Source organism: Amycolatopsis plumensis (genome assembly GCF_042652605.1).
Lineage (GTDB): Bacteria > Actinomycetota > Actinomycetes > Mycobacteriales > Pseudonocardiaceae > Amycolatopsis > Amycolatopsis plumensis.
In genome coordinates this window covers 490,642-517,480 of the sequence record NZ_JBHSJY010000001.1, presented here as the reverse complement: position 1 = coordinate 517,480, position 26,839 = coordinate 490,642, and the positions used below count along the sequence as shown (strand labels likewise).

Below are 26,839 nucleotides of genomic sequence, written 5' to 3'. Positions count from 1 at the left end.
CCGCCGGGTCAGCCCACGGTGACGCCGGTGTCGTCCACGGCGAACGACGTCTGCAGCGACTGGTCCTCCGTGCCGGCGAACTTCAGCGTGACCGTCTGGCCCGCGTACGCGGACAGGTCGAGGGTCTTCTGGACGTACGCCGAGTTGCGGTCGAGGTTCGAGTACGTCGCCAGCGTCGCCGACCCCGCGGACACGACGAGCTTGTCGTAGGCCACGTTCTCGGTCTCCGCCGTCCACACGCGCAGCCAGAACGTCAGGCTCGCCTTACAGCCGGCCGGAATGGTGACCGACTGCGTCAGCGTGTCCGTGTGCGCCGAACCCCAGCCGCCGAGCCAGGAGTCGTAGCTGCCCGTGCGCGCCGGCGCCTGGCTGCCCCACTGGCCGATGGTCGTGTTCGGGTCGGTCCAGGACGCCTGGCCGGACTCGAAGCCCGGGTTCTGCACCAGCTGGCCACTGCACCCGCCCGGGGGAGTCGTGGTGGTCGGCGGCGTGGTGGTCGGGGGCGTGGTCGTGGTCGGCGGGGTGCCGGTGCACGTCGGGTCACCGGGCTGCGCCGGGACGCTCACCGCGTTCCACGCGGCCTTCACCGCGTCGAATTCGGCGCAGCTGTTCGGGTACAGGTTCTTCGCGGCCTGCAGCGTCCACGTCCGGTAGCGCAGGTACGAACTGCCGGACGTCTTCAGCTGCACGGCGCCGTGCATGATGTTGATCGCCTTGCGGATGCCGATGCCCGCCACCGTGCTGTTGTTGCACGTGGAGCTCGTCGGCTGCCCGTTCGCCGGGTTGCTGCCCTCGGCGAACAGGTAGAACCAGTGGTCGCCGGGCCCGGCCGCCTTGTGCACCTCGGCGTTGGGCGTCGAGCTGGAGTAGCAGTTCGGGTCGCCGACCTTCGACGGGTCGTACATGTACCGGATCGCTCCGGTGCCGACCAGGTTGACCTCCTCGCCGATCGCGTAGTCCGGCGGGTCGTACTGGGACGGCTCGTTCGCGTAGAACTCCGTCGCCGTGCCGAAGGTGTCCGCGATGAACTCCTGCGTGCCGCCGCCGGAGAAGCCGCCGGAGCCGGAGTAGTCGTCGATGCCGTGGCCCATCTCGTGGCCGAGGATGTCCAGCGAGCCGACCCACTCGCCGCTCGGGTTGTGCCCGAGGTTCACGTACGCCGGGCGCGAGTTGTAGTAGTACGCGTTCTCGTCGTCGAGCCCGACGCGGATCTTCCACGCGCCGCCGTTGCCGGTGAAGCCGTTGCGGCCCACCCATTCCGAGAGCATCTTCTTCTCGGTCTGCGCGACGAACAGCGCGTCCGCGCAGCCGGTTTCGATGTTCGTGCCGGTGCCGTTGCCCCAGCTGTCGTCCGGTCCGGTCAGGACGGAGTCGCTGCTGTAGTTGCGGCAGTCGAGGTTCGGCGTGTTCGGGTCGGCCATCGAGTACGTGCTGCCGGACTTGGTGGTGTTCAGGGGCAGCGACGGGCCGTTCCAGTTGCCGGTGCCGGTCCCCGCGGCCAGGTGCTGGACCGTCCGCAGGACGCGCCCGTCCACCGCGTCGACGTAGACGCTCAGGCTGCTCGGCTCGCCGTGTTCGTCGGTGCCTTCGACGTTGCTCTCGTAGGCGAGCCGCCCGGCGCCGTCGGCGACCACGACGAGCTGCCCGCCCGGCAGGCTCTTGGGCCCGCGGAGCTGCTTGCGGGCCACGGCCTCGGCCTGCGCGGCGGTCAGTTTCGCGCCGTGGACGTCGAGGTCCCCGAGCGCCTGCTCCTGCGCGACGGACGTGGTCTTCACCGTGCCGGCGGCGTCGGTGGCGATGACCAGGTCGCCGCCGATCACCGGCAGCCCGTCGTAGGTGCGGTCGTAGACCACGTACGACAGCCCGGCCGCCGACCGGACGTCCCGCTGGACGAACTTGTCGTGCTTGCCGGCGTGCAGGGCGGCGGGGCGGGCGGCGACCAGGCCGGCGGCGGCGCCGGTGGCGTTGGCCTGTGCCTGCGCGGCGGACGGCGGGGGCACGGGGGCGGGCTGCGCGGGCGCGGCGACGGCGATGCCGACCACCACCATGCCCGCCGCCGTCGCGCCGCCGAGCGCGGCGAACCGTTGGGGCAATCTCATGACGCTCCTTGGGAAACGCGAAGGGGAAAGGGAGAACCCGATCGACGCTAACCGCGGAACAGGACCGTCAGAAGATTCATCACAGCGCCGGAATTTCACGCTCGTGCACTGTGAAAGCGTGAAACGTCAAAGCGTCGTGAACCGGATCCCCGCCTTGGTGAGCCGGTCCACCAGCGCGCCGCCCATCGCGGTCGCCGGGGTCACCTGGCCGGAAGTCGGGGGAAGCTCGTCCGTCGCCAGGCACAGCGCCGACTCCGCGAGCATCTTCGCCGTCTCGTCGTAGCCCGGGTCGCCGCCGGAGACCTCCGTCACCACCCGGGAGCCGCCGCCCTCGCCCACGAACCGCACCGAGAACCACGACCGCGCGCGCCGCTCGGGGCTCGGGCCGTTGCCCGGTGTCAGCAGCCGGGACAGCGCGCGCCGGGCCGGTGGGACCTGCGCCGCGGCGAGCAGGGCGCCCGCCCCGGCCACGCCGCCCGCCAGCACCGGCAGGTGCTTCACCGCGGCGAAGTGCCGGTAGGTGAAGTCCGGCCCGTACCGCGCGGACGCGGCCGCCGACCGGCGGACGACCTCGGCGTCGATCGTCGGCAGCGGCACCGCCCACCAGCCGGGGTCGGCGACCCGGTGCGGGCGCCCGAGCGGGGCGCGCGCGAACCGCCCGGCCGGCCGCGGCTCGGCCGCCGCCCGCTCGCGGGCCGCCCGTGCCCCGGCCGGCAGGCGGGACATGATGGTCAGCGCGCTGAGGAACGTGCCGCCCGAGGGGACCCCGCCGGCCCGGACGTAGCCGTCGACCTGCAGCGGCACGCCTTCGGGCAGCTGCCGCACGGTGAACCACGCGCCGAGGTCGTGCGGGATCGAGTCGAACCCGCACGCGTGCACCAGCCGGGCGCCGGTCTCGCGGGCCCGCCGGTCGTGCGCGAGGTACATCCGGTCGACGAACTCGGGCTCGCCGGTCAGGTCGACGTAGTCGGTGCCCGCCTCGGCGCACGCGGCCACCAGCGGCTCGCCGTGCGTCAGGTACGGGCCGACGGTCGTGATCACCACCTTCGCCGACGAGGCGACCGCCTCCAGCGACGCCCGGTCGCCGGAGTCGGCGACGAGCAGGTCGAGCGCGCCGAACCGGTCGTCGATCTCCGCCAGCCGCGCCCGGACGGCTTCGAGCTTGCCCCGGTTGCGCCCGGCCAGCGCCCAGCGCAAGCCGGCCGGTGCGTTCCGGGCCAGGTACTCGGCGGTCAGGCCGCCGGTGAACCCGGTGGCGCCGAACAGGACCACGTCGTACGCGCGCATGGCGGCTCCTTCGGAGGGACGTCGACGCGGCTCAGGTTACCCGCCGGTCACTTCCCGGCGCCGGGTGAACTACCGGCGGGTACAGTGCCCCCTCGAACGCGAGGAGGCAACCGTGACCGAACGCTTCGGCAGCTACCAGAACGAGATCTACCTGCAGGGACTCGGTGGTCAGCTGCCGCCGTGCTCGACCGACGCGACGAAGCTCGAGGCGTCGGCCCGCGAGATCATGGCGGCCGGGCCGTTCTCCTACGTCGCGGGTGCGGCCGGCTCCGGCGCGACCGCCCGCGCCAACCGCGAGGCGTTCGACCGCTGGCGGATCGTGCCCCGGATGCTCACCGGTGCCACCGACCGCGACCTGGCCACGACGGTGCTGGGCACCCGGCTGCCGGCGCCGGTGGCCGTCGCGCCGGTCGGCGTCCAGTCGATCGTCCACCCGGACGCCGAGTCCGCGACCGCCCGCGCCGCCGCGTCGGTCGGCCTGCCGTTCATCCTCTCCACGGCGTCGTCGACCGGGATCGAGGACGTCGCCGCGGCCAACGGCGACGGCCCGCGCTGGTTCCAGCTGTACTGGCCCGGCGACAACGACGTCTGCGCGAGCCTGCTGACCCGGGCGAAGAACGCCGGGTACACCGCGCTGGTCGTCACCCTCGACACGTGGACGCTGGCTTGGCGACCGTCCGATCTGGACCAGGCGTACCTGCCGTTCCTCAAGGGCGAGGGCTGCGCCGTCCCGTTCACCGACCCGGTGTTCCGCGGCCTGCTGGAGAAGACGCCGGAGGAGGACCTGAACATGGCGATCCTGCGCTGGATCGGCATGCTCACCGGCACCGACCGGACCTGGGACCAGCTGCCGTTCCTGCGCGAGCACTGGGACGGCCCGATCGTGCTCAAGGGCATCCAGCACGTCGGGGACGCGCGCCGCGCGGCCGAGGCGGGCATGGACGGCATCGTCGTCTCGAACCACGGCGGCCGCCAGGTCGACGGCGCGCTCGGCGCCCTGGAGGCCCTCCCGGGCATCGTCGCGGCGGTCGGCGACCGGATGGAGGTGCTGTTCGACTCGGGGATCCGCACCGGGGCCGACGTGCTCAAGGCGCTGGCCCTGGGCGCGCGGGCGGTCCTGGTCGGCCGCCCGTGGGTGTACGGCCTGGCCCACGCGGGCGAGGACGGCGTGCGGCACGTCCTGCGCAGCCTGCTGGCGGACTTCGACCTGACCATGGGTTTGTCCGGCCACCGCACGCTCGCCGACCTGGGGCCGGATTCGGTGCAGCGTACGTGAGGTAACGAATCGGGAATTCCGGCGACAGCGGGGTCCGGGGCCGCTACGGTTCTGCCTCGCCACGGCCGCTCGGGGACGGACCGGTGGTTCCATCAGTCCTTTCACGAGGGGGTTTTCCCATGTCTTCGATCATGATGCGGATCGGCGTGCTGTGCGCCGTGCTCGGGTTCGGCACGATCATCCTCGAGCAGTTCGACTACGAGTTCCGGATCCTGTCCTGGGCCAGCGACATGCAGCCGCTGTTCGGCATCGTCCTCGGCCTGGTCGGCCTCGCGCTGATCGGCGGGTCGGTGGCGCTCGGCCGGGCCAAGAAGGCGCCGCAGCCGGCGCCGGTCCAGCCGCCGCAGCAGCCCGGCCAGCCCGGCTGACGCGCGTATTCGAAGGCCCTCTCGCCGCCCGCGAGGGGGCCTTCGGCGTGCGCCCGGTCACGCGCCGGGGATATTCGGAGGCCGGGTTCGTCACGCACGGCTATCCTTGGCCCAAGAATGTCCACGCCATCTCCCTTTGAAGCGCTGCGTGCGCGCCTGCCCGAGCTGATGCCGCGCGACGAGCAGCGGCTGCGTCGCCGGCTCGAAGGCGCCCGCAAGGCCCGCAACCGCGACTCCGTGCTCGCGCAGATCGCCGCCGACGTCGACAAGGCGGAGCTGCGCGTCCAGTCGCGGCGCGAGAGCGTGCCCAAGATCGAATACCCCGAAGAGCTGCCGGTCAGCAAGCTCAAGGACGAGATCGCCGCCGCGATCGACAAGCACCAGGTCGTGATCGTCGCGGGGGAGACCGGCTCGGGCAAGACCACCCAGCTGCCGAAGATCTGCCTCGAGCTCGGCCGCGGCATCCGCGGCCAGATCGGGCACACCCAGCCCCGGCGGCTGGCCGCGCGCACGGTCGCCGACCGGATCGCGAGCGAACTGCACACCGAGCTCGGCGACGCCGTCGGCTACAAGGTCCGGTTCACCGACCAGTCCGGGCAGGACACGTTGGTCAAGCTGATGACCGACGGCATCCTGCTGGCCGAGATCCAGACCGACCGGTCCCTGCGCCAGTACGACACGCTGATCATCGACGAGGCCCACGAGCGCAGCCTCAACATCGATTTCATCCTCGGCTACCTCAAGCAGCTGCTGCCGCGCCGCCCCGACCTCAAGGTCATCATCACCTCGGCCACGATCGACCCGGAGCGGTTCTCGAAGCACTTCGACGACGCGCCGATCGTCGAGGTCTCCGGCCGGACGTACCCGGTCGAGGTGCGCTACCGGCCGCTGGTCGACCCCGACGACCCCTCGGAAGACGCCGACGAACGCGACCAGACCCAGGGCATCCTCGACGCCGTCGAGGAGCTCTGCGCCGAAGGGCCCGGCGACATCCTGGTGTTCCTCTCCGGCGAGCGCGAGATCCGCGACACCGCCGACGTCCTCAACCGCGCGAACCTGCGCAACACCGAGGTCCTGCCGCTGTACGCACGGCTGTCGTCGGCCGAGCAGCAGCGCATCTTCCAATCCCACACCGGGCGCCGGGTGGTGCTCGCGACGAACGTCGCCGAGACGTCGCTGACCGTGCCGGGCATCAAGTACGTCGTCGACCCGGGCACCGCGCGGATCTCGCGCTACAGCCACCGCACGAAGGTGCAGCGGCTGCCGATCGAGCCGGTGTCGCAGGCGTCGGCGAACCAGCGCAAGGGCCGCTGCGGCCGGACGTCCGACGGCATTTGCATCCGGCTCTATTCCGAAGAGGACTTCGAGAGCCGGCCCGAGTTCACCGATCCCGAAATCCTGCGGACCAACCTCGCGTCGGTCATCCTCCAGATGACTTCGCTGGGCCTCGGCGACATCGCCGCGTTCCCGTTCGTCGAACCGCCGGACCGCCGCCAGGTCAGCGACGGCATCGGCCTGCTGCAGGAACTCGGCGCGTTCGACAGCGTCAGTTCCTCCGATCGGCGGCTCACCGACATCGGCCGCAAGCTCGCGCAGCTGCCCGTCGACCCGCGGATGGGCCGGATGGTGCTGGAGGCGGCGAAGAACGGCTGCGTCCGCGAAGTGATGATCATCGCGGCGGGCTTGTCCATTCAGGACCCGCGCGAGCGCCCGGCCGAGAAGCAGCAGGCGGCCGACGCCCAGCACGCGCGGTTCGCCGACCCGACGTCGGACTTCCTCGCCTACCTGAACCTGTGGGAGTACGTCGCCGAGCAGCAAAAAGCGTTGTCCGGCAACCAGTTCCGGCGCATGTGCCGCACCGAGTACCTGAACTACCTGCGCCTGCGCGAGTGGCAGGACATCTTCAGCCAGCTGCGCCAGCTGGCCAAGTCGCTCGGCATCTCGCTGAACACGAACACGGCACCGGCCGACCCGCAGCGCGTGCACACGTCGCTGATCGCCGGGCTGCTCTCGCACATCGGGCTCAAGGACCCGGCCAAGGGCGACTACCTGGGCGCGCGGGGTGCCCGGTTCGGCGTGTTCCCGGGGTCGGCGTTGTTCAAGAAGCAGCCGCGCTGGGTGATGTCGGCGGAGCTGGTCGAGACGTCCCGGCTGTGGGCGCGGGTCAACGCGCGCATCGAACCCGAGTGGGTCGAGCCGCTGGCCCAGCACGTCGTCAAGCGGTCGTATTCCGAGCCGCACTGGGAACGCAAGCAGGGCGCGGTGATCGCGACCGAGAAGGTGACGCTGTACGGCGTCCCGCTGATCGCCGACCGCCGCGTCAACTACGGCCGGATCGACCCGGAGATGTCGCGGGCGCTGTTCATCCGGCACGCGCTGGTCGAGGGGGATTGGCAGACGCGCCACCACTTCTTCGCCGAGAACCGCGCGCTACTGGAGGAGGTCGAAGACCTCGAGAACCGCGCGCGGCGGCGCGACATCCTGGTCGACGACCAGACGCTGTACGAGTTCTACGACGCCCGGGTCCCGGCGGACGTCGTCTCGGTGCGCCACTTCGACAGCTGGTGGAAGAAAGCCCGCCACACCGACCCGGACCTGCTGTCGTTCGAGAAGTCCATGCTGATCAACGAGTCCGCGGGCAGCGTCCGCGAGGGTGACTACCCGGACTCGTGGACGCAGGGCACGCAGGTCTTCAAGCTGACCTACCAGTTCGAGCCGGGCGCGGACGCCGACGGCGTCACCGTGCACATCCCGTTGCCGGTGCTGAACCAGGTGACGCCGGACGGCTTCGACTGGCAGGTCCCCGGCCTGCGCGGGGAGCTGGTGACGCAGCTGATCAAGTCGCTGCCGAAGGCGTTGCGCCGCAACTTCGTCCCGGCGCCGGACACCGCGCGGGACGTCCTTTCGCGAGTGTCCCCTTCGGACGGTCCGCTGCTGGAGGTGCTCGGCCGCGAGCTGCGGGCGCTGCGCGGGATCACGGTGCCGTATGCGGACTGGGACCTTTCGTCGGTGCCCGAGCACCTGAAGATGACGTTCCGCGTGGTCGACGAGCGCGGTAAGCGCGTCGCCGAAGGCAAGGACATCGCGGAGCTGCAGCGGCGGCTGGCGCCGAAGGTCCGCGCGACGATCTCCAAGGCGGCCAACACCCTCGAGAAGGCCGGGCTGACGAAACCGTCGTTCGGCTCGCTGCCGAAGGTGTTCGAGTCGACCCAGCGCGGGCACGACGTCAAGGCGTACCCGGCGCTGGTCGACGAGGGCGCGTCGGTGGCGGTGCGCCTGCTGGACACCCCGGCCGAGCAGGAACACGCGATGTGGGCGGGCACGCGGCGGATGCTGCGGCTGAACCTGAACTCGCCGATGAAGTTCATCACGCGGTCGCTGTCCAATTCGTCGAAGCTGATGCTGAACCGCAACCCGCACGGCAGCGTCGCGGCCTTGCTCGAGGACTGCGTCGACTGCGCGGTTGACGCCCTGATGGCGGCCGGCGGCGGCCCGGTGTTCGACGAGACCGGCTTCAAGGTGCTGCTGGAGAAGGTCCGGGCGGGCCTGCACCAGGAAGTGCTGGCGGTGCTGACGGACGTGGAGAAGATCCTCCGCGCGGCGAACGACGTCGAGGTCCAGCTGTCGTCGACCCGTGGTCCGGCGGACTCCCTGGCGGACATCCGCGCCCAGCTGGCGGGTCTGGTGTACCCGGGCTTCGTGACGGAGACGGGCGCGGCGCGGCTGCGTCACGTGGTGCGCTATCTGCAGGGAATTTCCCGACGGCTGGAGAAACTGGTTTCGGAGCCGACCCGCGACCTGCAGCGGACGGCGGACATCGCGTGGATCACCCGGGAGTACTCCGATGCCTTGGCATCGCTGCCGCCGGGAACGTCGTCACCGGCGTTGCGCGAGGTGCGGTGGATGATCGAGGAACTGCGAGTTTCGTTCTTCGCGCAAACGCTGGGAACGGCGCATCCGGTGTCCCTGAAGCGGATCACGAAGGCTTTGGACGACGCACTGGGGTGACGCCGGGTATGTCCGGCTCCCCACTTCCGTCGGTTGACCGCGCGGTTTCGCCGGTCAAGCCTGGGTCGGCTGGAGAACTTCCTGGGAAAGGACTTTCCGATGTCCTTGGGTGTTTCGTCCGCCAAACGGAGAATCGTCGTCGCCTGCGCCGCGCTCCTCCTGCCGTTCCTCCTGACCCCCGCCGCGCACGCGGCCGAGGCTCGGCACGACGTCCCGAACCCGCTGCTCAAGGAGCAGTTCGCCGAGGGGGAGGACGAAGACAGCGACGACCCCGCGCTGTCCGCGCTCTGCCAGAGCTACCTCGGCAAGCCGAACCCGTACCGGCCGCTCGCGCCGAACACCGACGTCATCGACGGGGACACCATCGTGCCGACCGGTAGCCAGACCGGGTGCAGCACGGCCCAGAACGAGACCACCGTCGCCGTCAACCCGGAGAACCCGCGCAACATCGTCGCCGGGGCGAACGACTACCGGCTGTACAACACGCGCGAGGCCCGCAACGACTCCGGTGGCTTCGCCTACACCTCGTTCGACGGCGGCCGGAGCTGGGCGAACGTCCAGCTGCCGCACCTCGACTACCCGACCGGGGCTTCGGCGCCGCTGTCCTATATGGACGCGGCGGGTGACCCGGCGATCGCGTTCGGGCCGCACGGCACCGTCTACTACGCGACGCTCGTGTTCAGCCGCGCGGCGGTGCCGGACGACCAGCAGCTCGCCAGCGGCATCGCGGTGTCGGTGTCCCACGACGGCGGCCGCAGCTTCGGCGACCCGGCGATCCTGCACCTCGACGGCGTGACGCCCGCCGGCACGCCGACACCCACGAACATCTTCAACGACAAGGAGTGGATCGCCGCCGACCCGGTGACCGGGGACGTCTACGTGACCTGGACGCAGTTCACCTACGACGCGTCCGGCGCGTTCGTCGAATCGCCGATCGTGCTGTCGAAGTCCCGCGACTTCGGCCGGACGTGGTCGCCGATGCGGCGGATTTCGCCGTCGCTGACCGGGTTCCACGGCGGCATCACGCCGTTCGGCAGCGGCTCGAACCCGGTGGTCACCCGCGACGGGACGCTTCAGGTCGCGTACGAGACGTCGGTGTGCGCGACGGCCGCGTGCGATCAGCCCGCCGACCACGACGCGGTCGTCGTGGCGACCTCCCGCGACGGCGGCCGGACCTTCCGGCACACCGAGGTGGGGCTCGACTTCGACTTCCCGGTCGACGAAGACGTCGCCAACAACGCCCTGACCGGCGAGAACTTCCGCGTCAACAGCTTCCCGCAGCTGACGTACGACCGCGTGACCGACCACCTGTGGGTGACCTGGGCCGACGACCGCAACGGCACGTACCGCGACGGCGAGTCGGTGAAGACGAACGGGGACGCGTTCCTCAGCGGGTCCGACGGCCGGCACGGCTGGTCGAAGCCGGTGAAGATCGGCACGGGCGCCGACGAGGTGTTCCCGGCGGTGGCGGCGTTCGCCGGGCGAGTCGCGGTGACGACGTACACGCGCGCCTACGACCCGAACGGCATCGGCCTGGACTACGCGTACGCGACCGGCTGGGGCGACGGCTTGTCCCCGCTTCGCCGGATCACCACGCAGACGGCGAACCCGCAGGTCCAGTTCGTCTCGACGGGAGCGGAGACGGGCAAGGAGCTGCAGGGCGTGTTCATCGGCGACTACACGGCCGTGGCGGTGGGCGCGGACTTCCGGCTGCACCCGGTGTGGACGGACTTCCGCGGCAACCCGGGGAGGACGCTGCCGAACCAGGACGTCGTGACCCAGACACTGCCGATGTTCCCGTAGCGGCCGCGTGATCGGACGGCGATCTCGCGTGACTGGGCGGGCTTCTCGCGTGATTGGCGGGGCATCACTCGCTATTTGGCGTCGGCGTAGGTGTCGACCGCGGCGGTCTGCATCGGGAACCGGACCGGGCAGGCCGGGCCGAACAGCATCCGGGCCGCCTCCGTCACCGAGTCTTCGATGGACCGGGCGACGGAGGCGGCCAGCTCGGCCGGGGTGTGCACGATCACCTCGTCGTGCTGGAAGAACACCAAGTGGGCGGGTGCGGGCAAGCGGGTGCGCAGCGTGGCCAGCATGACCGCCGTCATGTCCGCCGCGCTCGCCTGGACCACGAAGTTGCGGGTGAACCGACCCCAGCCGCGCGAGGCCCGGCGTGCCTTCAGCTCCGCCGCCTCGTCCGAGGCCAACCCGCCCGTCAATGCTCGCCAAGCCGCCGACGGCGCGGGTGAAGTGCGGCCCAGCCGGGACCGGACCCGCTCGCCGCGCTCGCCGGCCTGCGCCGCACGCTCCACATAGGACACCGCGTCCGGGAAGCGCTGCCGCAGCAACCCCAGCAGTGGCCCCGCTTCGCCGGCCGTGCCCCCGTACATCGCCGACAGCATCGCGATCTTCGCCCGCGCGCGGTCGTCGCGGTCGTCGTTGGCCGCCGGCACCCAGCGGGCGCCGGAGAACAACGCCTCGCCCAGCCGCGCGTACAGGTCCGTCGCCGCCGCGACGTCGGCGAGCCGGCGGTCGCCCGACAGCGCGGTGAGCACCCGGGGCTCCAGCTGGGCGGCGTCGGCCACCACGAGCTTCCAGCCCGGGTCCGCCCGGACGCACGTCCGCAGCACCTTCGGGATCTGCAGCGCCCCGCCGCCGCGGCTGGCCCACCGGCCGGACACCACCCCGCCGACCACGTAGTGCGGCCGGAACCGGCCGTCGCTGACCCACTCTTCGAGCCACGCCCAGCCGTTCGCGGTGTACAGCCGCGAAAGCTCCTTGTACTCCAGCAACGGCCCGACCGCCGGGTGGTCGATCCCCTTCAGCAGGTACTTCCGCGCCGCCGGCACCTCGATCCCCTCGCGGGCCAGTGCCCGGACCACGCTCGGCGGCGAGTCCGGGTTCACCGGCCGCCCGCCGAACGCCTCGCTGATCTTCGCCGCCAGCTCGACCAGCGCCTTCGGCCGCTGCCCGGCCGGCACGCGCGGCCCCAGCCGGGCCGCCAGCAGCGCCTCGTGCACGTCGGCCCGCCACGGCAGGCCGTCGGCCGACATCTCCGCCGCGGCCAGCGCGCTCGCCGACTCCGCGGCCAGCAGCACCCGCATCCGGTCCGGGTGCTCGGTGGCCGCCACCCGCCGCTCCTGCTCCGCGAGGACGCGCCGCACCGCCGTGACGACCGTCACGCCCTCGGGCAGCGTCGGCACCCGGGTCTCGAACAGCGTCGGCTGCGCCTGCTCGACAGCGGACTGTTCGGCCGGCGGTTCTTCGCCGTTCGCCTTGGCCCAGGCCGCGCGCAGGCTCCGCGACTGGTCCTCCGCGCCCTCGTACGCCAGCAGCAGCCCCTCGGCCAGCTCGAGGTCGTAGCATCGCCGCACCCGCAGCCCGGCCGCCATGAGCACCGGGTACGTCCGCTCCACCGAGGGGAACACCCATCGCGGCGCCATCGACGCCTCCAGCTCCCGCGCCAGCCCCGCGAAAGCCGTCTCGTCCAGGCCGTTCACCGTCGACGACGGCGTGTGCACGCTGAAGCTCCCGTCCTCCTCTCGTCCCGCGATCACCTGCACGTGAACATCATGCCGACCACCACCGACAGTTTCCGCTCGCTCGCGGGCTGGTGCGTTCGGCCTACCCTTGGTTTACTCTCCAGTAGCTCCCATACCGCCGGTACGGCGTCAGCTCTCTCCCCGCAGCAACGGAGGTGCCCGGATGAGCCTGGTCGCGCTCGCCACCACGGTGGCGGACAAGGTGACCGAGACGGTGCGCAGCGTCGACGTGATGCGACGCGCGGGCCTCGTTCCCTTCCCCCGGGTCGACGAGGGCGTGCGTTCGCTGGTCGCGTTGCGGAAGTTCGGCCCGTTCGCCGGCGCGAACCACATCTCCGCCCGTCGCGACCCGGCCGCCGTCGGCATCGTCGACGAGCTCGGCCCGCTCACCTACAAGCAGCTCGACGACCAGTCGAACGCGCTGGCCAGGGCCTGGTCCGAGCGCGGGATCAAGCCGGGCCAGGTCGTCGCCGCGCTGTGCCGGGACCACCGCGGGCTGGTCATCACGATGGCCGCGTCGGGCAAGCTCGGCGTTCGCCTGCTGCTGATGAACACCGGGTTCGCGAAGCCGCAGCTGGCCGACGTCGCGAAGCGCGAAGGCGTCACCGCGCTCGTCTACGACCAGGAGTTCACCGGCCTGCTCGACGCCATCCCCGAGGGCGTCGACCGCTACCTCGCGTGGGTGGACCCGGACAGCGACCTGGCCGACCGGGACGTGCCGGTGCTGTCGGAGATCATCGCCAGCACCGACGACCGGCCGTGGCCCGCGCCGGCCAAGCCCGGCGGGTTCGTGCTGCTGACAAGCGGCACCACCGGCACGCCGAAGGGCGCACCGCGGCCGCACACCTCCGCGCTGGCCTCGGCGCAGTTCCTCGACCGGATCCCGCTGCGGTCGAACGAGGCCACCTACATGGGCGCGCCGCTGTTCCACGGCACCGGCCTCTCGCAGTTCATCCTGTCCTTCGCGCTCGGCTCGAAGGTCGTGATGCGGCGCAAGTTCCACCCCGAAGAGGCGCTGCGCGGCGTCGCCGAGCACAAGTGCACCGCGCTCGTGCTGGTGCCGACCATGCTCCAGCGCATCGTCGACCTCCCGAAGGACGTCCGCGAGAAGTACGACACCTCGGCGCTGCGGATCATCTTCGTCGCCGGCTCGGCGCTCTCGCCGGACCTGGGCAACCGGGCTAACGAGGCGTTCGGCCCGGTCGTGCACAACCTCTACGGCTCCACCGAGGTCGCGGTGGCGACGGTCGCGACGCCGGAGGACTGGGCGAAGGCGCCCGGCACCGTCGGCCGTGCGCCGGTGGGCTGCAAGGTGGCGCTGTACGACGAAAAGGGCGTGAAGATCACCAAACCGCACGTGACGGGACGCGTGTTCGTCGGCAGCGGGCTCAGCTTCGGCGGCTACACCGACGGCCGCCACAAGGAGATCATCGACGGCCTGCTCTCCAGCGGCGACGTCGGCCACTTCGACGAGGACGGCCTGCTGTTCATCGACGGCCGCGACGACGAGATGATCGTTTCCGGCGGCGAGAACGTGTTCCCGATCGAGGTGGAGAACCTGCTGGTCGAGCGCGAAGACGTGATCGAGGCGGCGGTGGTCGGGGTCGAGGACCCGGAGTTCGGGCAGCGGCTGAAGGCGTTCGTGGTCAAAGCCGACGGCGCCGACCTCGACGCCGACGAGATCCGCGACTACGTCAAGGCGAACCTGGCCCGCTACAAGGTGCCCCGCGACGTCGAGTTCCTGGACGAGCTGCCGCGCAACGCGACGGGAAAGGTGCTGCGCACGAAGCTCCAGTGACAACCGAGGCTTCGCCTCGGGCCGGGGGCTCCGCCACCCGGACCCCCGAAAAGCGGTCATGACCCACACTGGACGTTGACGACCCGCCAACGTCCATCCCGGCGTTCGGCGACCACCGTGCAGGCGACGCCGTCGCGGTGCCCGGTCGCGACGCCGACCGACGGCGTCACCTGCAGGCGCGTCCACCGGAACGCGCCCGCCGGGACGCGGCCGGGCCAGCCGTCCTTGCCGAGCACGCGCCCGGCCGGGCCGTCGCCGCGGAAGCCGTCGGCGAGCAGCGGCGCCAGCGCCTCGGTGTCGCCATCGGCGTCGGCGTCCCGCCAGCGGGCCAGCAGTTCCTCGAACGTCTCCACCGTTCGAAAATCGCAGGCGCCGACCGCCGCAACATCGGCCACCTGGCCGAGATCCGCTGGCAGACTGACCGGGCCATGACTGCGACGAAACTGCTCCCGGCCGGCACGGTCACGATCGTCTGCGCCGCCGACGCCGCCCCGGTCGTCTTCGCGACCCCGGACGAGGCGCTCGCGACCCTGACCACCGGCCCGGCGGCCGTGCACACCGGCGACGTGCTGATGCGCGACGACGGCACGCCCACCGGCGCCGCCGTCCGCCGCTGCGCCCAGCTGCGCGCGCTGGCCGAAGGCGGCCGGATCCTCGTGTCGGCCCGCACCGCGGCGGCCCTCGGGGACGCCGTCACGCTGCATGACCTCGGCGTCCACCGCCTGCCGGACCTCACCGCGCCTGAGCGCGTTTTCGAGCTCGGCGAGACACCCGGGCCGCTGCGCTCGCTCGACGCCGTCCCGAACAACCTCCCGGTCCAGCTGACCGGGTTCGTCGGCCGCGACACCGAAGTCGCCGAGGTCCGGCGGCTGCTGGCGGGGACGCGCCTGGTGACCCTCTCCGGGCCCGGCGGCAGCGGCAAGACGCGGCTGGCCGCCCAGGTCGCCGCGAGCACCGAGTGGCCCGACGGCGTCTGGTGGGTGGAGCTCGACGCCGTCACCGAGGTCGCCGAGCAGGTCGCCGCGACGCTCGGCGTGCCGGTGGAGCCCCAGGCCGGCGCGGCCCGCTCGGTCGCGACGGAACTGCGCGACCGCCGCGTGCTGCTCTGCCTCGACAACTGCGAGCACGTCCTCGACGGCGCCGCCGAGGTCGCGGTCGAGCTGCTGCGGTCCTGCCCCGAAGCCGCCGTGCTGACGACCAGCCGGGAGCCGCTGGACGTGCCGGGGGAGACGGTGTGGCGGGTGCCGCCGCTGGCCGTCGAGGAGGCCGTCGCGCTGTTCGTCGAGCGCGCGGGCGCGGTCCGGCCGCTGTTCACCCTGGACGCTTCCAGCGCGGCGGCCGTCCGGTCGATTTGCACCCGGCTCGACGGCATCCCGCTGGCCGTCGAGCTGGCCGCGGCGTGGCTCGGAACCCTGACCCCGCACCAGATCGACGCCGGTCTCGAGGACCGGTTCGCCCTGCTCACCCGCGGTCCGCGCGGGGTGCCGGCGCGGCAGCGAACCCTCGAAGGCTCGATCGCGTGGAGCCACGACCAGCTCGACGAGCGCGACCGGGCGGTGTTCCGGCGGCTCGCGGTGTTCGCCGGCGGGTTCACCCTGGACGCGGCGGGCGGCCCGGCCGTGCTGCCCGCGCTCGGCCGGCTCGTCGACAAGTCCCTTGTCCTGGCCGAAGACGGCCGCTACCGGCTGTTGGAGACTCTCCGCGAGTACGCGGCGGCGCGGCTGGCCGAGGCGGGGGAGACCGCCGCGTTCCGCGACCGGCACCTCGATCACTACCTGGCGCTGGCCGAAGCCGCCGAGCCCGAGCTCGACCGGGACAAGGACGCCTGGCGCGCCCGGGTACAGCCCGAGCGCGACAACCTGCGCGCGGCCCTGGAATGGGGGCTGGCGCAGGAAGATCCCGCGCGGGGCCGCCGGCTCGCCGCCGCCGTCGCGTGGCTGTGGAACCTGCACGGCCGCGGCCACGAGGGCCTGGCCTACCTCAAGCGCGCGGTGGCCCGGTGCCCGGACGACCGGACGCCGCTGCAGGCCCGGCTGCTGACCGGGATGGGCCTGATCGCGGACACGACGGCACCGTTCGACGTCGAAGCCGCGCGGCAGGGCCTGGAGCTCGCCACCGAGCTCGGCGAAGCGGACCTGCGTGCGCGATGCCTGTCCCTGACCGCGCTGGGGCACCTGTACACGGACTTGGACACGGCGTGGGACCTCGCCGTCGAAGCCGGGAAGGAAGCCGACGGCTTCGCGCGGGACAGCGCGGTGATGCTGCGCGGAATCATCCACACCATCCGCGACCGCCACGACGAAGCGGCACCGCTCCTGGCCGAAGCGGCCGAGGGCCTGCTCCGGCGCGGAGACCGCGGCCTCGCCTCGACCGTCCTCAGTGTGCAGTCGGCGAGTGCGCTGGCCGCGGCGGACCTGCCGCGGGCGCGCGAACTCGCCTCGCAGGCTGTCGACGTCGCCGCGCCGCTCGGAGACTTCCACCGGGTCAACACGACCCTGTGCCAGCTGGCCCGGGTGCATGGCCTGGCCGGGGACGTCGACGCCGCGTTCCGGGTGATGGAGCCGTTCCTGCGGCTGGTCGAGACGGCGGGTGACGTCTTCGTCCCCGGCATGGCCGGCGTGCTGGGCGAGCTGCATTGGCGGCGAGGCGAGGCCGAAGAGGCGTTGCGCTGGTTCGAGCGCGAAGCCGTGCCCGGGACGTACATGGCCGCGCAGGGGCTGCCCGAACGCGGTGCTCTGTTGCGCGCGCTCGGGCGGGTGGACGAGGCCGCGCAGGTGCTGGCCACCGCCGTCGAGCTGACCCGCCGCTGGTCGCTGCCGTCGCCGCTGGCCGAGGCTTTGGACCAGCAGGGGTACCTCGCGGAGCCGGAGCAGGCCGCCGAGCTGCACCACGAAGCCCTGACCCTGCGCCTCGACCACGGCCTCCGGCTGGGCGTCCTGGCCAGTCTCGACGCTTTGACGACGCTGCTCGCGCGCACCGGCCGCGAGGCCGACGCCGCTCGCGTGCTCGGGTCGGCGTCGCAGGCCCGGGCGGAGCTGGGGGTGCCTCGCCGTCCGTCCGCGCAGGCGGAGCTGGACGCGCTCGGCCTGGTGACCGCCGAGCCGCCGATGGAGCTGGACGACGTGGTGGCGTTCGTCCGCCGGGCCCGCGGCAGCCGCGGCCGCCCGTCGAGCGGCTGGGGCAGCCTGACGCCGACGGAGCTCGAGGTCGTGAAGCTGGCGGCCGAGGGCTGCACGAACCCGGAGATCGGCACCCGGCTGTTCATGAGCCGCGGCACGGTGAAGACCCACCTGGCGCACGTGTACGCGAAGCTCGGCATCGCGAACCGCACGGAACTCGCCACCCTCGCGGCGGCCCGCCTGCCCTGACGCCGTACCGAAACGGTCGGCCTGCGTACCGGAAGGGTCGGCCGTCCAGGTACGGCTCAGTCCCAGTCGATGCCGAAGACGCCTGGGCCGAAGTCGAACACCACCGCGTGGACGCCGTCCGCGCCGTCGAGCTTCAGGGGCCGCCGGGCGAGCGTGCCGGTCGCGCCGTTTCGCGAGTACTGCCAGCAGTGGCCCGGCGCCGTGCCCGGGGCGAAGCGGACCTCCAGGAGGTACTCCCGCACCGGGCGGCGGAACTCGCGGTAGTGGGTGTTGCGGCACTCCGGGTACGGCGGCCCGCTGTTGGTCAGCGTGTACTCGATGAGGTGGGTCTCGCCCCGGTTGATCGGCTGGTCGAAGAGGAGTTCGGTGACGAGCAGGCCGTGCGCCTCGTCGGTCTCGGCGCGGCCGATGCGGCAGTTGCGCACGGCGTGCAGCTCGGGGACGCCCGCCGCCGGGTCGTCCTGGGTGTACACCAGCAGCCAGCGGTCCTGGCCGTCCGCGGCGGCCTGGAACACCGCCCGCGCGGTCACCGCCCGCTGCCCGCCGTCCGCGGCGATCTCGCACAGGTCGTGCAGTCCCACCATCTTCAGCGGCTGCTGGCGGTCGAGCGCGTGCGGCGCCCCGACCTTCTCCAGCAGCGGCTGCAGCACCTGACGCGGGAACGACATCGGCTCGCCGCCGGCGTGGCGCTTCCCGGCGCCGCCTCGGGGCCGGGGCGGGGGCAGCAGCCCGAGCAGCGATCCGGCGGGGACGTCGAGGATTTCTTCGAGCGTGCGGACGGCCGAGAGCGAGCTCTGCCGCTCCGGCTGCCGCTTGCCCGACTGCCAATAGCTGAGAGCGGTGACGCTGACGACGACGCCGCGGGCCCGCAGCCGCGCCTGGATCCGGTCGAGCGACAACCCGCTGGTGGCGATGGCCGCGCGCAGCCGGATGGCGAATTCGGTGCGCCCGCTCTCCTGGCCGTCACCCACCGTGCTGCCCGCCATCGCTGAAATCCCGACCCGCCCCATGCCGTCCCCCGACGATCCCCGACACGGAGCACGTTAGCAGTTTTCCACGCGGTCTCGGTCCCCCTCTTCGGCCGGGCCGCCGCGGCCCCCACTCGGGCGAACGGGCTAGTACTGGCAACTGTGAACCATTGCCCCGGCCTGGGCCGACGCGCTTGTATGACTTGCCTGCGCCGGTGGCACCGCCTCCCCCTCACGGCCCACCCGGGCGCAGGTGCGACCGGCCGCGTGAGCGGTTCCGGCTCCGGTTCACCCGGCCGAGTTGTGCGACCGGCCGAGGTGACCGCGCGATGACCGGTGGCCCGGCGACGCCCCCAGCGCCGGGCCACCGGTCTTGTTACCACCGGGTAGCATCCGAGCATGGTCCTCCGGCAGAACATCCTCATCACCGGCGCCAGCAGCGGGTTGGGCGAAGGCATGGCCCGTCAGTTCGCCGCGAGAGGGCGCAACCTGGCGCTGTGCGCGCGGCGCACCGAACGGCTCGAGAAGCTGGCCGCCGAGCTGACCGCGGCGCACCCGGGGATCAAGGTCGTCACGCGCACCCTCGACGTCACCGACCACGACCGCGTGTTCGCCGTCTTCGAGGAGTTCCGCGCCGAGCTCGGGTCCCTCGACCGGGTGATTGTGAACGCCGGGCTCGGGAAGGGGCAGCGGGTCGGCACCGGCCGGTTCGACGCCAACCGCCAGACCCTCGAGGTCAACTTCGTCGCGGCCGCCGCCCAGATCGAGGCCGCCGCCGGGATCTTCCGCGAGCAGGGCGCCGGCCACCTCGCCGTCATCTCCTCGTTCAGCGCGCTTCGGCCCTTCCCGGGCAACCTCACCGCGTACGCCGCGTCGAAGGCCGGGATCTCGGCGTTCGTCGACGGCACCCGGATCGAGCTGAAGCGCCGGGGCATCGCCGTCACCGACGTCCGGCCCGGCTACATCGAGTCGGAGATGAACGACCGGATCGGCCGGAACCCGTTGCTGGCCAAAGCGGACACCGGTGCCCGGGCACTGGCCAAGGCGATCGAGGCCGAGCCGCGCCGCGCCTACGTCCCGGCGTGGCCGTGGGTGCCGCTGAGCGCCGTCATGCGCGTGGTGCCGGCCGCGCTGCTGCGGAAGTTCGCGTGAACGCCCCGGTCGAGGTCCGCGCGGAGGACACCTTCGACGTCGCCGCGGTGCACGCCTGGCTCAGCGCGAAGGTCGAGGGCCTCGGCGACGAACCGCCGCACGTCCGGCAGTTCCCCGGCGGCGCGTCCAACCTGACGTACCTGCTGACCTACCCGGACCGCGAGCTGATCCTGCGCCGCCCGCCCGCCGGGCACAAAGCGGCGTCGGCGCACGACATGCGGCGCGAGTACCGCGTGCAGCACGCGCTGAAGCCGGTGTTCCCGTACGTGCCGCGGATGGTGGCCTTCGGCGACGACCCGGCCGTGCTCGGCGGCGACTTCTACGTCATGGAGAAGCTCGACGGCCTGATCCTGCGCGGCGACCTCCCGCCGGGCATGACGCTGACCGCCGGCCAGGCGCGCGAGCTGTCCGGCAAGGTCGTCGACCGGCTGGTCGACCTGCACGCCGTCGACGTGGCGAAGGCCGGGCTGGCCGATCTCGGCAAGGGCGCCGGGTACGTCGAGCGGCAGATCCGCGGCTGGTCGGAGCGGTACGTGGCGGCGCGCACGGACAACGTCGGCGACTTCGCCGAGGTGCGCGCCTGGCTGGCGGCGAACCAGCCCGATGAAGTCAAGATCTGCTTGATCCACAACGACTACCGGCTCGACAACCTGGTCCTGGACGGCCCGTCGACGCTGAACATCACGGGGGTCCTCGACTGGGAGATGGCCACGCTCGGCGACCCGCTGATGGAGCTGGGCAGCATGCTCGCCTACTGGGCCGAGGCCGGCGACGACGACGTCATGCACACGAGCCGCCGCCAGCCGACCCACGTGCCCGGCATGTTCACCCGCGAGGAGTTCGTCGCGCGCTACGCCGAGAAGACCGGGCTCGCGGTCGGCGACTGGCGGTTCTACGAGGTCTACGGCCTGTTCCGGCTCGCCGCGGTGCTGCAGCAGCTGTACCGCCGTTACCGCGACGGCGCCACCCGCAACCCGGCGTTCAAGGACTTCTGGCAGTTCGTCAATTACCTGGACTGGCGCTGCCGCGAAATCATCGCGAAGGGGAGCGCTGTGTTTTCTGGGGCCAAGCCCCAGACCCCGGCCGGGGGGCAAGCCCCCCTGGACCCCCCGAAGGAGGGTTGAGTGGGCGCGATCTACCTGGTCCGGCACGGCCAGGCGTCCTTCGGCGCGGCCGACTACGACGCGCTGTCCCCGCGCGGCTTCGAGCAGTCCACTGTGGTCGGTGCGGAACTGCTGCGGCGCAACGTGGTCTTCAGCCAGGTCCGGTCCGGCTCGCTGGCCCGGCAGCGCGACACCGCGGCCACGGCGCTGAAGGTGCTCGGCAGCGACGTCCCGGTGACTGAGGACCCGCGCTGGAACGAGTACGACCACGTCGACATCGCGCGCCACCACGCCGGCGGGGCGCCCCAGGAAGATTCGCGGGCCTACCAGGGCGTCCTGGACGCGGCCCTGACGGCGTGGACGTCGGCCGGAGACGGCGGGCCGTGCGTCGAGACGTGGCCGGCCTTCCTCGCGCGGTGCCGCGAAGCACTGGCCGACCTCGTGGCGTCGCTGGGCAAGGGCGAGCACGCGGTGGTGTTCACCTCCGGCGGCGTCATCGCCACGATCTGCGGCCTGCTCATGGGCACCCCGGAAGCCGGGCTGCTCAAGCTCAACCGCGTCACGGTCAACGGCGGGATCACCAAGCTGGTGTCCGGCCGCGGCGGCGTCACGCTGCTGTCGTTCAACGAGCACCCGCACTTCGAGGCGGACGCGGCCGCGTTGCTTACCTACCGCTAGGAGGCTCGATGCAGTTCGGCGAGGTCACGCTGTACCCGGTGAACGGCCACGGCCCGGAGGACGTCGTCGTCGACGCCGAGGGCCGGATCTACACGGGCGTCGACGACGGCCGGATCCTGCGCCTGTCGCCCGACGGGCAGCGCATCGACGTCATCGCCGACACCGGCGGCCGCCCGCTCGGGCTGGAGCTGTACGGCGAAGACGAGCTGCTGGTCTGCGACGCGCGGGCCGGGCTGCTGGTGCTCCCGCTGGCGGGCGGCGCGGTGTCCACCTTGGCGACTTCCGCACTGGGCCTGGACTTCGTGTTCTGCAACAACGCGGCGGTAGCCGCCGACGGGACGGTTTACTTCACGGACTCGTCCCGCCGCTTCGGCATCGACAACTGGCGCGACGACCTGATCGAGCAGACGGCGGGCGGCCGGCTGCTGCGCCGCTCCCCGGACGGCTCGATCGACCTGCTCCTCGACGGCCTCCAGTTCGCGAACGGCGTCGCACTGGCGCCGGACGAATCGTTCGTGGCGGTCGCGGAGACCGGCGCGTGCCGCGTGTCGCGGGTGTGGCTCGACGACGGCCGGGCCGACGTCTTCGTCGACGGCCTGTGGGGCTTCCCGGACAACATCTCGACGGGCACGGACGGCCTGATCTGGATCACCCAGGCATCGCCGAAGGTGGCGGCGCTGGACGTGGTGCGCCGGCTCCCGGCGTTCGTGCGGGCGGGTGTCCGGCGGCTGCCGACGTCCCTGCAGCCCAGCCCGGGGCGTGAGGTCGGCGTGCTGGGGGTGGCGGCGGACGGGACGGTGGTCCGCGAGCTGCGGGGCAAAATCCCCGGCTTCCACATGCTGGTGGGTGTGCGTGAGTGGCGCGGACGGCTGTATTTCGGCTCTTTGGAGGAGTCGGCGATCGCGGTGACGCCTACGATCGGATGATGCTGAGCAACGTCCGGATCGAAACCCGCCTCCCCACCCAGGATCTCGCCCGCGCCCGGCGCTGGTACGCCGAGAAGCTCGGGCTCGAGGCCGTCGAGGAACGCGAAGGCGGCCTGCGGTACGAAGGTGCGTCGGGCGTCTTCTGCCTGTACGCCTCGGCAGGGGTTTCCGACGGTTCGTTCACGCAGGCCGGTTTCTACGTCGAGGACCTCGAATCGACGGTCGCGGTGCTGCGCGAGCGCGGGGTGGTGTTCGAGGAGTACGAAGGCATGCGCGGCGGGATCATGGACATCCGCGGCAACTACCCGAGCAAGGGCAGCGGCGAGCGGGCCGCGTGGTTCCGCGACAGCGAGGGCAATCTCCTCGGCCTCGCCGAAGTGGTGCCCTGACGGGCCCGGGGCCGCGCGAGTTCGAGCCGCACCAGCGCGGGAACCCGCCGAAACCGGAGCGAACCGAACGGCCTCAGCGGCCGGTCCAGCGGGGCTCCCGCCCCGCGGACCAGGCCGCGTAGAACTCCTTGTGGTCCTTCGCCGTCATCAGCAGGGCCTGCGTGATCGCCTCCAGCTCGATCGCGCTGCCCAGGTCCATGTCGAGCTCGCGGGTCAGCAACACCTTCGTCGTCGCGTACGCCAGGGCGGGGCCGTCAGCCAGCCGCCGGGCCAGAGCGGCGGCCGTAGAAGCCAGCGAAGCGTCCGGAACCACCTGCGAAGCCAGGCCGATCTCCGCAGCCCGTGACGCCGAAACCTTGTCGCCCAGGATCAGCAGCTCCGTCGCCCGGCCCAGGCCGACCAGCCGCGGCAGCAGGTACGCCGACCCCATGTCCGCCCCGGCCAAGCCCACCTTCGTGAAGAGGAACGCGAACTTCGCCGACTCCGCCAGCAACCGGAAGTCGCTGGCCAGCGCGATCACCGAACCCGCACCGGCCGCCACCCCGTTGACCGCCGCGATCACCGGGAGCGGGCACTCGCGCAGGGCCTTCACCACCGCGCCGGTCATCCGGGTGAACTCCAGCAGCTCCGCCGTCTCGAACTTCTGCAGCTCGCCGATGATCTCCTCGACGTCGCCGCCCGAACAGAACCCGCGGCCCTCGCCGGTGATCACGAGCACCCGGACGTCCTCGTGCTGCGGGAGCTCGATGACCAGGTCCCGCAGATCCGCGTACACGTCGAACGTCAGCGCGTTCAGTTTCTCCGGACGCGTGAATGTCACGGTGGCCACCCCGTCGGCCACCGTGAAGCCGAAGTGCTCCCACTCCTTCGTCAGCGGGGCAGTTGCGCGGAACGGGCTCATGACTGGATTCCTCCGCCGTCGAGTACGAGGGTCTGGCCGTTGATCGCGGCGGCCTCCGGGGCCGCCAGGAAGGACACCGCGAACGCCACTTCCGACGGCTCCAGCAGCCGGCCGAGCGGGGACGCCGCCGCCAGTGCCGCTTCCGCCTCCGCAGTGGACCGTCCGGACCGCGAGACGATCCGCTCGACCGAGGTCGCCGTCATGTCGGTGCGGACGAACGCCGGGCACACCGCGTTCGCCGTGACGCCGGTGCCGGTCAGCTCCGCCGCCACCGCGCGCATGAAGCCCACCGCCGCGTGCTTCGACGCGGTGTACCCGGCCGTGTAGCGGTAACCGACGTGCGAGGCCGTTGACGCCACCGTGACGATCCGGCCGCTGTCGCGCGAACGCATGCCGTCCAGCACCGCGCGCGTGCACAGGAACGCCCCGGTCGCGTTCACCTCGAACTGCGAACGCCACTCGGCCAGCGAAGTCCGGGAAACCGGGGCGCTGGAGGAGATCCCGGCGTTGTTGACCAGCACGTCGACCGGGCCCGCCGACGCGAAATACGCGGCCACGGCTTCCTCGGAGGTGACATCGCACTCCGCGCGGCCGGGCGCCAGCACCGTGTCACCGGCCGATCGGAACCGGTCGGCGATCGCCGCGCCGATGCCGCGGGTGCCGCCGGTGACCACCACCAGGCGGCTCACGGGCGGGCCGCCAGGGCGCGCCGGTCGAGCTTTCCGTTGGCCGTGCGGGGGAGTTCCGTCATGAAGACCACCTCGCGGGGGTACTTGTGCTTGGCCAGGTGGGCTTTCGCGTGCGTCTTGAGCTCATCGGCCGACACCGCGGAACGCACCACGACGTACGCGCGCGGCACGACCAGGCCGTCGACCTCGTGGCCGACCACCGCGCAGTCCACCACCGCCGGGTGGCCGAGCAGGCAGTCCTCGATCTCGCCGGGCGCGACGAACACCCCGCCGACCTTGAGCAGCGCGTCCGCGCGGCCGTGGTGGCGGAAGTACCCGTCCGGGGAGCGGCTGAAGAGGTCGCCGGAGGTCAGCGTGTCGCCGTCGAAGGTCCGCGCCGACTTCTCCGGGTCGCCGAAGTACTCCAGCGCGATGGTCGGCCCGCTCACGCGCAGCGGCCCGATTTCCCCGTCCGGCAAGGGGTCCCCGAGTTCGTCGACGACCTGCGCGGTGTAGCCGGGGACCGGTGTGCCGAGCGTGCCGGCGCGCGCGGCGCCCGGGCGGTTCGACAGGTAGATGTGGTACGCCTCCGACGAGCCGATCCCGTCCACCACCGGCACCCCGAAGGCCGCGTCCCACTTCCGGTGCAGCTCCGGCGGCAGCGCCTCGCCCGCCGACGTCGCCATCCGCAGGCAGCTCAGGTCCTGCTCCGCCGCGGCCGGGTGGGCGACCATCGCGCTCATCATCGTCGGCACGTTGACCAGCACGGTCGGCCGGTACCGGGCGATCAACTCGAACATCAGGTCCGCCGTGCTGCGCTCCGGGAACGCGATCCCCGCGGCGCCGACACCGAACGGGAACAGCGCCACCAGGTCGCGCGCGTACCCGAAGAACAGCTTGGGCACGGCCAGGACCCGGTCGTCCTCGCGCAGGCCGAGCACCTGCACCGCGTACCGCTCGAAGCTTTCGAGAGGACTGCGCAGGGTGTGCACGCACGCCTTGGGGGCGCCGGTGCTGCCGGTGGTGAACTTCCAGATCCCGACGTCGTCCAGAGTGGTCGGCGCGGCTTCCAGTGTGTCCGATGCGGAGTCGACCAGAGTCCGGAATGGATGCTCGCCGGGGCGCAGCTCCGCTTCGGGTACGCCGGTGACGAGCAAGCCCGTCGCACCGGCCTCGCGCAGCGCGGGCAGCGTGACGGCGTCCGCGAGCACCGCCACGGCTTCGGTGTAGCCGAGGTAGTACGCGTAGTCCTTGGGCTGCAGGAACGGGTAGACCTCGGCGGTGACCGCGCCGATCTTCTGGGCGCCGTACCAGGCCGCGACGAACTCCTCGCCGTCGCTCAACGCCAGCAGCACCCGCTGTCCTTTCCGGACACCGGCGTCGAGGAGCACGTTGCCGACGCGGTTGGCCAAGGCGGCCAGCGACGCGTAGCTGACCGTCCGGTCCCCGACGTGCAAGGCGGTCCGGTCACCCCGGCCTTCGGTCACGTGCCGGTCGAGGAAGTGCGTGGCGAGGTTGAACGGCTCAGTCACCGGCCAGCTCCCGGATCGCTTCCACCAGCAGGTCGGTCAACGTCGAGAACGTCTCTTCGCCTTCGGCCGCGGTCGCCTCCGCGGGCTTGCCGCAGTACGCGTCGGACATTCCCATCGCGACGAAGCCGCCGTCGGAAGGAGCCGAAGCAAGGCTGACCGGAACGTGCGGCAGCGTCCGCATCAGCGCCTGGTCGACCAGCTCGGGCCGGTCGGCGAGCACCAGCGACGTCTCGTACCGCCCGGCGTGGCACTCGCCCGAGCGGAACTCCTCGGTCAGCCGCTCCGCCTGCCGCCGCCGGACCAGGTCGAGCAGGGCGGCGCGCCCGTCGTAGGCGAAGTTCAGCGTCTCCACCGCCCGCCGCAGCGTCACCAGGTGCGCGGGTTCGAAGTGGTTGTTGACCAGCAGGATCCGCCGGAGCCGCTGGCCGATGAGCGCGGAGCCGATGTCGACGAGCAGCGAATGCAGCGTCTCTTCGCCGATGTGGACACCGCCGGCGAACCCGGCCGCGAACCGCGTCACCCCGTACGGCACCTCGGGCAGGACCAGCACGTGGACGTCCTCGTCGGCGGCCAAGCGGGCAGCCGCGCGCTCGCACATCCCGCGGGAGATGAGCGGGTCCGTGCCCAGCGGCGCGTGCGGGCCGTGCGGCTCGATCGCGCCCACCGGCAGCAGCAGCACCGGGACGCGGTCGCCGTCCGGCAGCGCGGCGACCTGCCGCGAGGTGAGGTCCGCGAAGTACGTCACGCAAATCAAGCTACACCGCAGCGGCCTGAGG

The 26,839-nt window shown here is 72.0% G+C and carries 20 protein-coding genes; 11 read left to right on the top strand and 9 right to left on the bottom strand.

Annotation, left to right across the window (positions count from 1 at the left end; translation table 11 throughout):
• Positions 1 to 8: 8 nt before the first annotated feature.
• Both ACFPLC_RS02505 and ACFPLC_RS02500 read right to left on the bottom strand, forming a co-directional pair.
• Positions 9 to 2,099 carry a M4 family metallopeptidase gene (locus tag ACFPLC_RS02505; protein ID WP_378199099.1) on the bottom strand — a complete coding sequence of 697 codons (2,091 nt, stop codon included), beginning with the start codon at positions 2,097 to 2,099 and terminating at the stop codon, positions 9 to 11.
• 126 nt (positions 2,100 to 2,225) lie between these two features.
• Positions 2,226 to 3,386: a saccharopine dehydrogenase family protein gene (locus ACFPLC_RS02500; protein ID WP_378199102.1), complete on the bottom strand. Its 1,161-nt coding sequence runs from the start codon at positions 3,384 to 3,386 to the stop codon at positions 2,226 to 2,228.
• Positions 3,387 to 3,498: 112 nt separating this feature from the next.
• Here ACFPLC_RS02500 and ACFPLC_RS02495 point away from each other — a divergent pair, with 112 nt between their 5' ends.
• The 4 genes from ACFPLC_RS02495 (at position 3,499) to ACFPLC_RS02480 (ending at position 10,841) form a co-directional block, all read left to right on the top strand.
• Positions 3,499 to 4,662 carry a lactate 2-monooxygenase gene (locus tag ACFPLC_RS02495; RefSeq protein WP_378199104.1) on the top strand — a complete coding sequence of 388 codons (1,164 nt, stop codon included), beginning with the start codon at positions 3,499 to 3,501 and terminating at the stop codon, positions 4,660 to 4,662.
• Between the two features lie 119 nt (positions 4,663 to 4,781).
• Positions 4,782 to 5,030 (top strand): hypothetical protein, encoded by a 249-nt coding sequence (locus ACFPLC_RS02490; RefSeq protein WP_378199107.1) that lies wholly within the window; start codon positions 4,782 to 4,784, stop codon positions 5,028 to 5,030.
• A gap of 168 nt (positions 5,031 to 5,198) precedes the next feature.
• Complete coding sequence (hrpA, locus tag ACFPLC_RS02485; protein WP_446681644.1) at positions 5,199 to 9,038, top strand: ATP-dependent RNA helicase HrpA; 3,840 nt, start codon at positions 5,199 to 5,201, stop codon at positions 9,036 to 9,038.
• A gap of 99 nt (positions 9,039 to 9,137) precedes the next feature.
• Positions 9,138 to 10,841 carry a sialidase family protein gene (locus tag ACFPLC_RS02480; protein WP_378199113.1) on the top strand — a complete coding sequence of 568 codons (1,704 nt, stop codon included), beginning with the start codon at positions 9,138 to 9,140 and terminating at the stop codon, positions 10,839 to 10,841.
• Between the two features lie 71 nt (positions 10,842 to 10,912).
• Here the strand turns inward: ACFPLC_RS02480 and ACFPLC_RS02475 are convergent, their stop codons facing one another.
• Positions 10,913 to 12,601, bottom strand: a complete 1,689-nt coding sequence (locus ACFPLC_RS02475) for a bifunctional 3'-5' exonuclease/DNA polymerase (protein ID WP_378199116.1) — start codon at positions 12,599 to 12,601, stop codon at positions 10,913 to 10,915.
• A gap of 142 nt (positions 12,602 to 12,743) precedes the next feature.
• On the opposite strand from ACFPLC_RS02475, the gene ACFPLC_RS02470 reads away from it, so the two are divergent.
• Positions 12,744 to 14,378: an acyl-CoA synthetase gene (locus tag ACFPLC_RS02470; protein WP_378199119.1), complete on the top strand. Its 1,635-nt coding sequence runs from the start codon at positions 12,744 to 12,746 to the stop codon at positions 14,376 to 14,378.
• A 56-nt stretch (positions 14,379 to 14,434) separates the two neighbouring features.
• Here the strand turns inward: ACFPLC_RS02470 and ACFPLC_RS02465 are convergent, their stop codons facing one another.
• Positions 14,435 to 14,731: a nuclear transport factor 2 family protein gene (locus tag ACFPLC_RS02465; protein WP_378199122.1), complete on the bottom strand. Its 297-nt coding sequence runs from the start codon at positions 14,729 to 14,731 to the stop codon at positions 14,435 to 14,437.
• Between the two features lie 75 nt (positions 14,732 to 14,806).
• On the opposite strand from ACFPLC_RS02465, the gene ACFPLC_RS02460 reads away from it, so the two are divergent.
• Positions 14,807 to 17,746, top strand: a complete 2,940-nt coding sequence (locus ACFPLC_RS02460) for a helix-turn-helix transcriptional regulator (RefSeq protein WP_378199124.1) — start codon at positions 14,807 to 14,809, stop codon at positions 17,744 to 17,746.
• 56 nt (positions 17,747 to 17,802) lie between these two features.
• Here ACFPLC_RS02460 and ACFPLC_RS02455 read toward each other — a convergent pair whose 3' ends face one another.
• Positions 17,803 to 18,732, bottom strand: a complete 930-nt coding sequence (locus ACFPLC_RS02455) for a hypothetical protein (RefSeq protein ID WP_378199127.1) — start codon at positions 18,730 to 18,732, stop codon at positions 17,803 to 17,805.
• Positions 18,733 to 19,113: 381 nt separating this feature from the next.
• Here ACFPLC_RS02455 and ACFPLC_RS02450 point away from each other — a divergent pair, with 381 nt between their 5' ends.
• The 5 genes from ACFPLC_RS02450 to ACFPLC_RS02430 are packed head-to-tail and all read left to right on the top strand — an operon-like array spanning position 19,114 to position 22,962.
• Positions 19,114 to 19,866 (top strand): SDR family oxidoreductase, encoded by a 753-nt coding sequence (locus ACFPLC_RS02450; RefSeq protein ID WP_378199130.1) that lies wholly within the window; start codon positions 19,114 to 19,116, stop codon positions 19,864 to 19,866.
• Positions 19,863 to 20,990: a phosphotransferase family protein gene (locus tag ACFPLC_RS02445; protein WP_378199133.1), complete on the top strand. Its 1,128-nt coding sequence runs from the start codon at positions 19,863 to 19,865 to the stop codon at positions 20,988 to 20,990. Before ACFPLC_RS02450 ends, ACFPLC_RS02445 begins: the two co-directional genes overlap by 4 nt.
• Positions 20,991 to 21,647, top strand: a complete 657-nt coding sequence (locus tag ACFPLC_RS02440) for a histidine phosphatase family protein (RefSeq protein ID WP_378199136.1) — start codon at positions 20,991 to 20,993, stop codon at positions 21,645 to 21,647.
• 8 nt (positions 21,648 to 21,655) lie between these two features.
• Positions 21,656 to 22,573 carry an SMP-30/gluconolactonase/LRE family protein gene (locus tag ACFPLC_RS02435; RefSeq protein ID WP_378199139.1) on the top strand — a complete coding sequence of 306 codons (918 nt, stop codon included), beginning with the start codon at positions 21,656 to 21,658 and terminating at the stop codon, positions 22,571 to 22,573.
• Positions 22,573 to 22,962, top strand: a complete 390-nt coding sequence (locus ACFPLC_RS02430) for a VOC family protein (protein WP_378199142.1) — start codon at positions 22,573 to 22,575, stop codon at positions 22,960 to 22,962. The genes ACFPLC_RS02435 and ACFPLC_RS02430 overlap by 1 nt, the downstream gene beginning before the upstream one ends.
• Before the next feature lie 73 nt (positions 22,963 to 23,035).
• Here the strand turns inward: ACFPLC_RS02430 and ACFPLC_RS02425 are convergent, their stop codons facing one another.
• Genes ACFPLC_RS02425 through ACFPLC_RS02410 form a run of 4 tightly spaced genes read right to left on the bottom strand, consistent with a single transcriptional unit; the run spans position 23,036 to position 26,808 of the window.
• On the bottom strand, positions 23,036 to 23,863 hold the full coding sequence (locus ACFPLC_RS02425; protein WP_378199145.1) for an enoyl-CoA hydratase family protein: 828 nt from the start codon (positions 23,861 to 23,863) through the stop codon (positions 23,036 to 23,038).
• Entirely contained in the window at positions 23,860 to 24,552 is a 693-nt protein-coding gene (locus ACFPLC_RS02420; RefSeq protein ID WP_191313670.1) for an SDR family NAD(P)-dependent oxidoreductase, read from the bottom strand. The genes ACFPLC_RS02425 and ACFPLC_RS02420 overlap by 4 nt, the downstream gene beginning before the upstream one ends.
• Positions 24,549 to 26,063 carry a benzoate-CoA ligase family protein gene (locus ACFPLC_RS02415; protein ID WP_378199148.1) on the bottom strand — a complete coding sequence of 505 codons (1,515 nt, stop codon included), beginning with the start codon at positions 26,061 to 26,063 and terminating at the stop codon, positions 24,549 to 24,551. Before ACFPLC_RS02415 ends, ACFPLC_RS02420 begins: the two co-directional genes overlap by 4 nt.
• Complete coding sequence (locus tag ACFPLC_RS02410; protein WP_378199151.1) at positions 26,056 to 26,808, bottom strand: creatininase family protein; 753 nt, start codon at positions 26,806 to 26,808, stop codon at positions 26,056 to 26,058. Before ACFPLC_RS02410 ends, ACFPLC_RS02415 begins: the two co-directional genes overlap by 8 nt.
• Positions 26,809 to 26,839 lie beyond the last annotated feature (31 nt).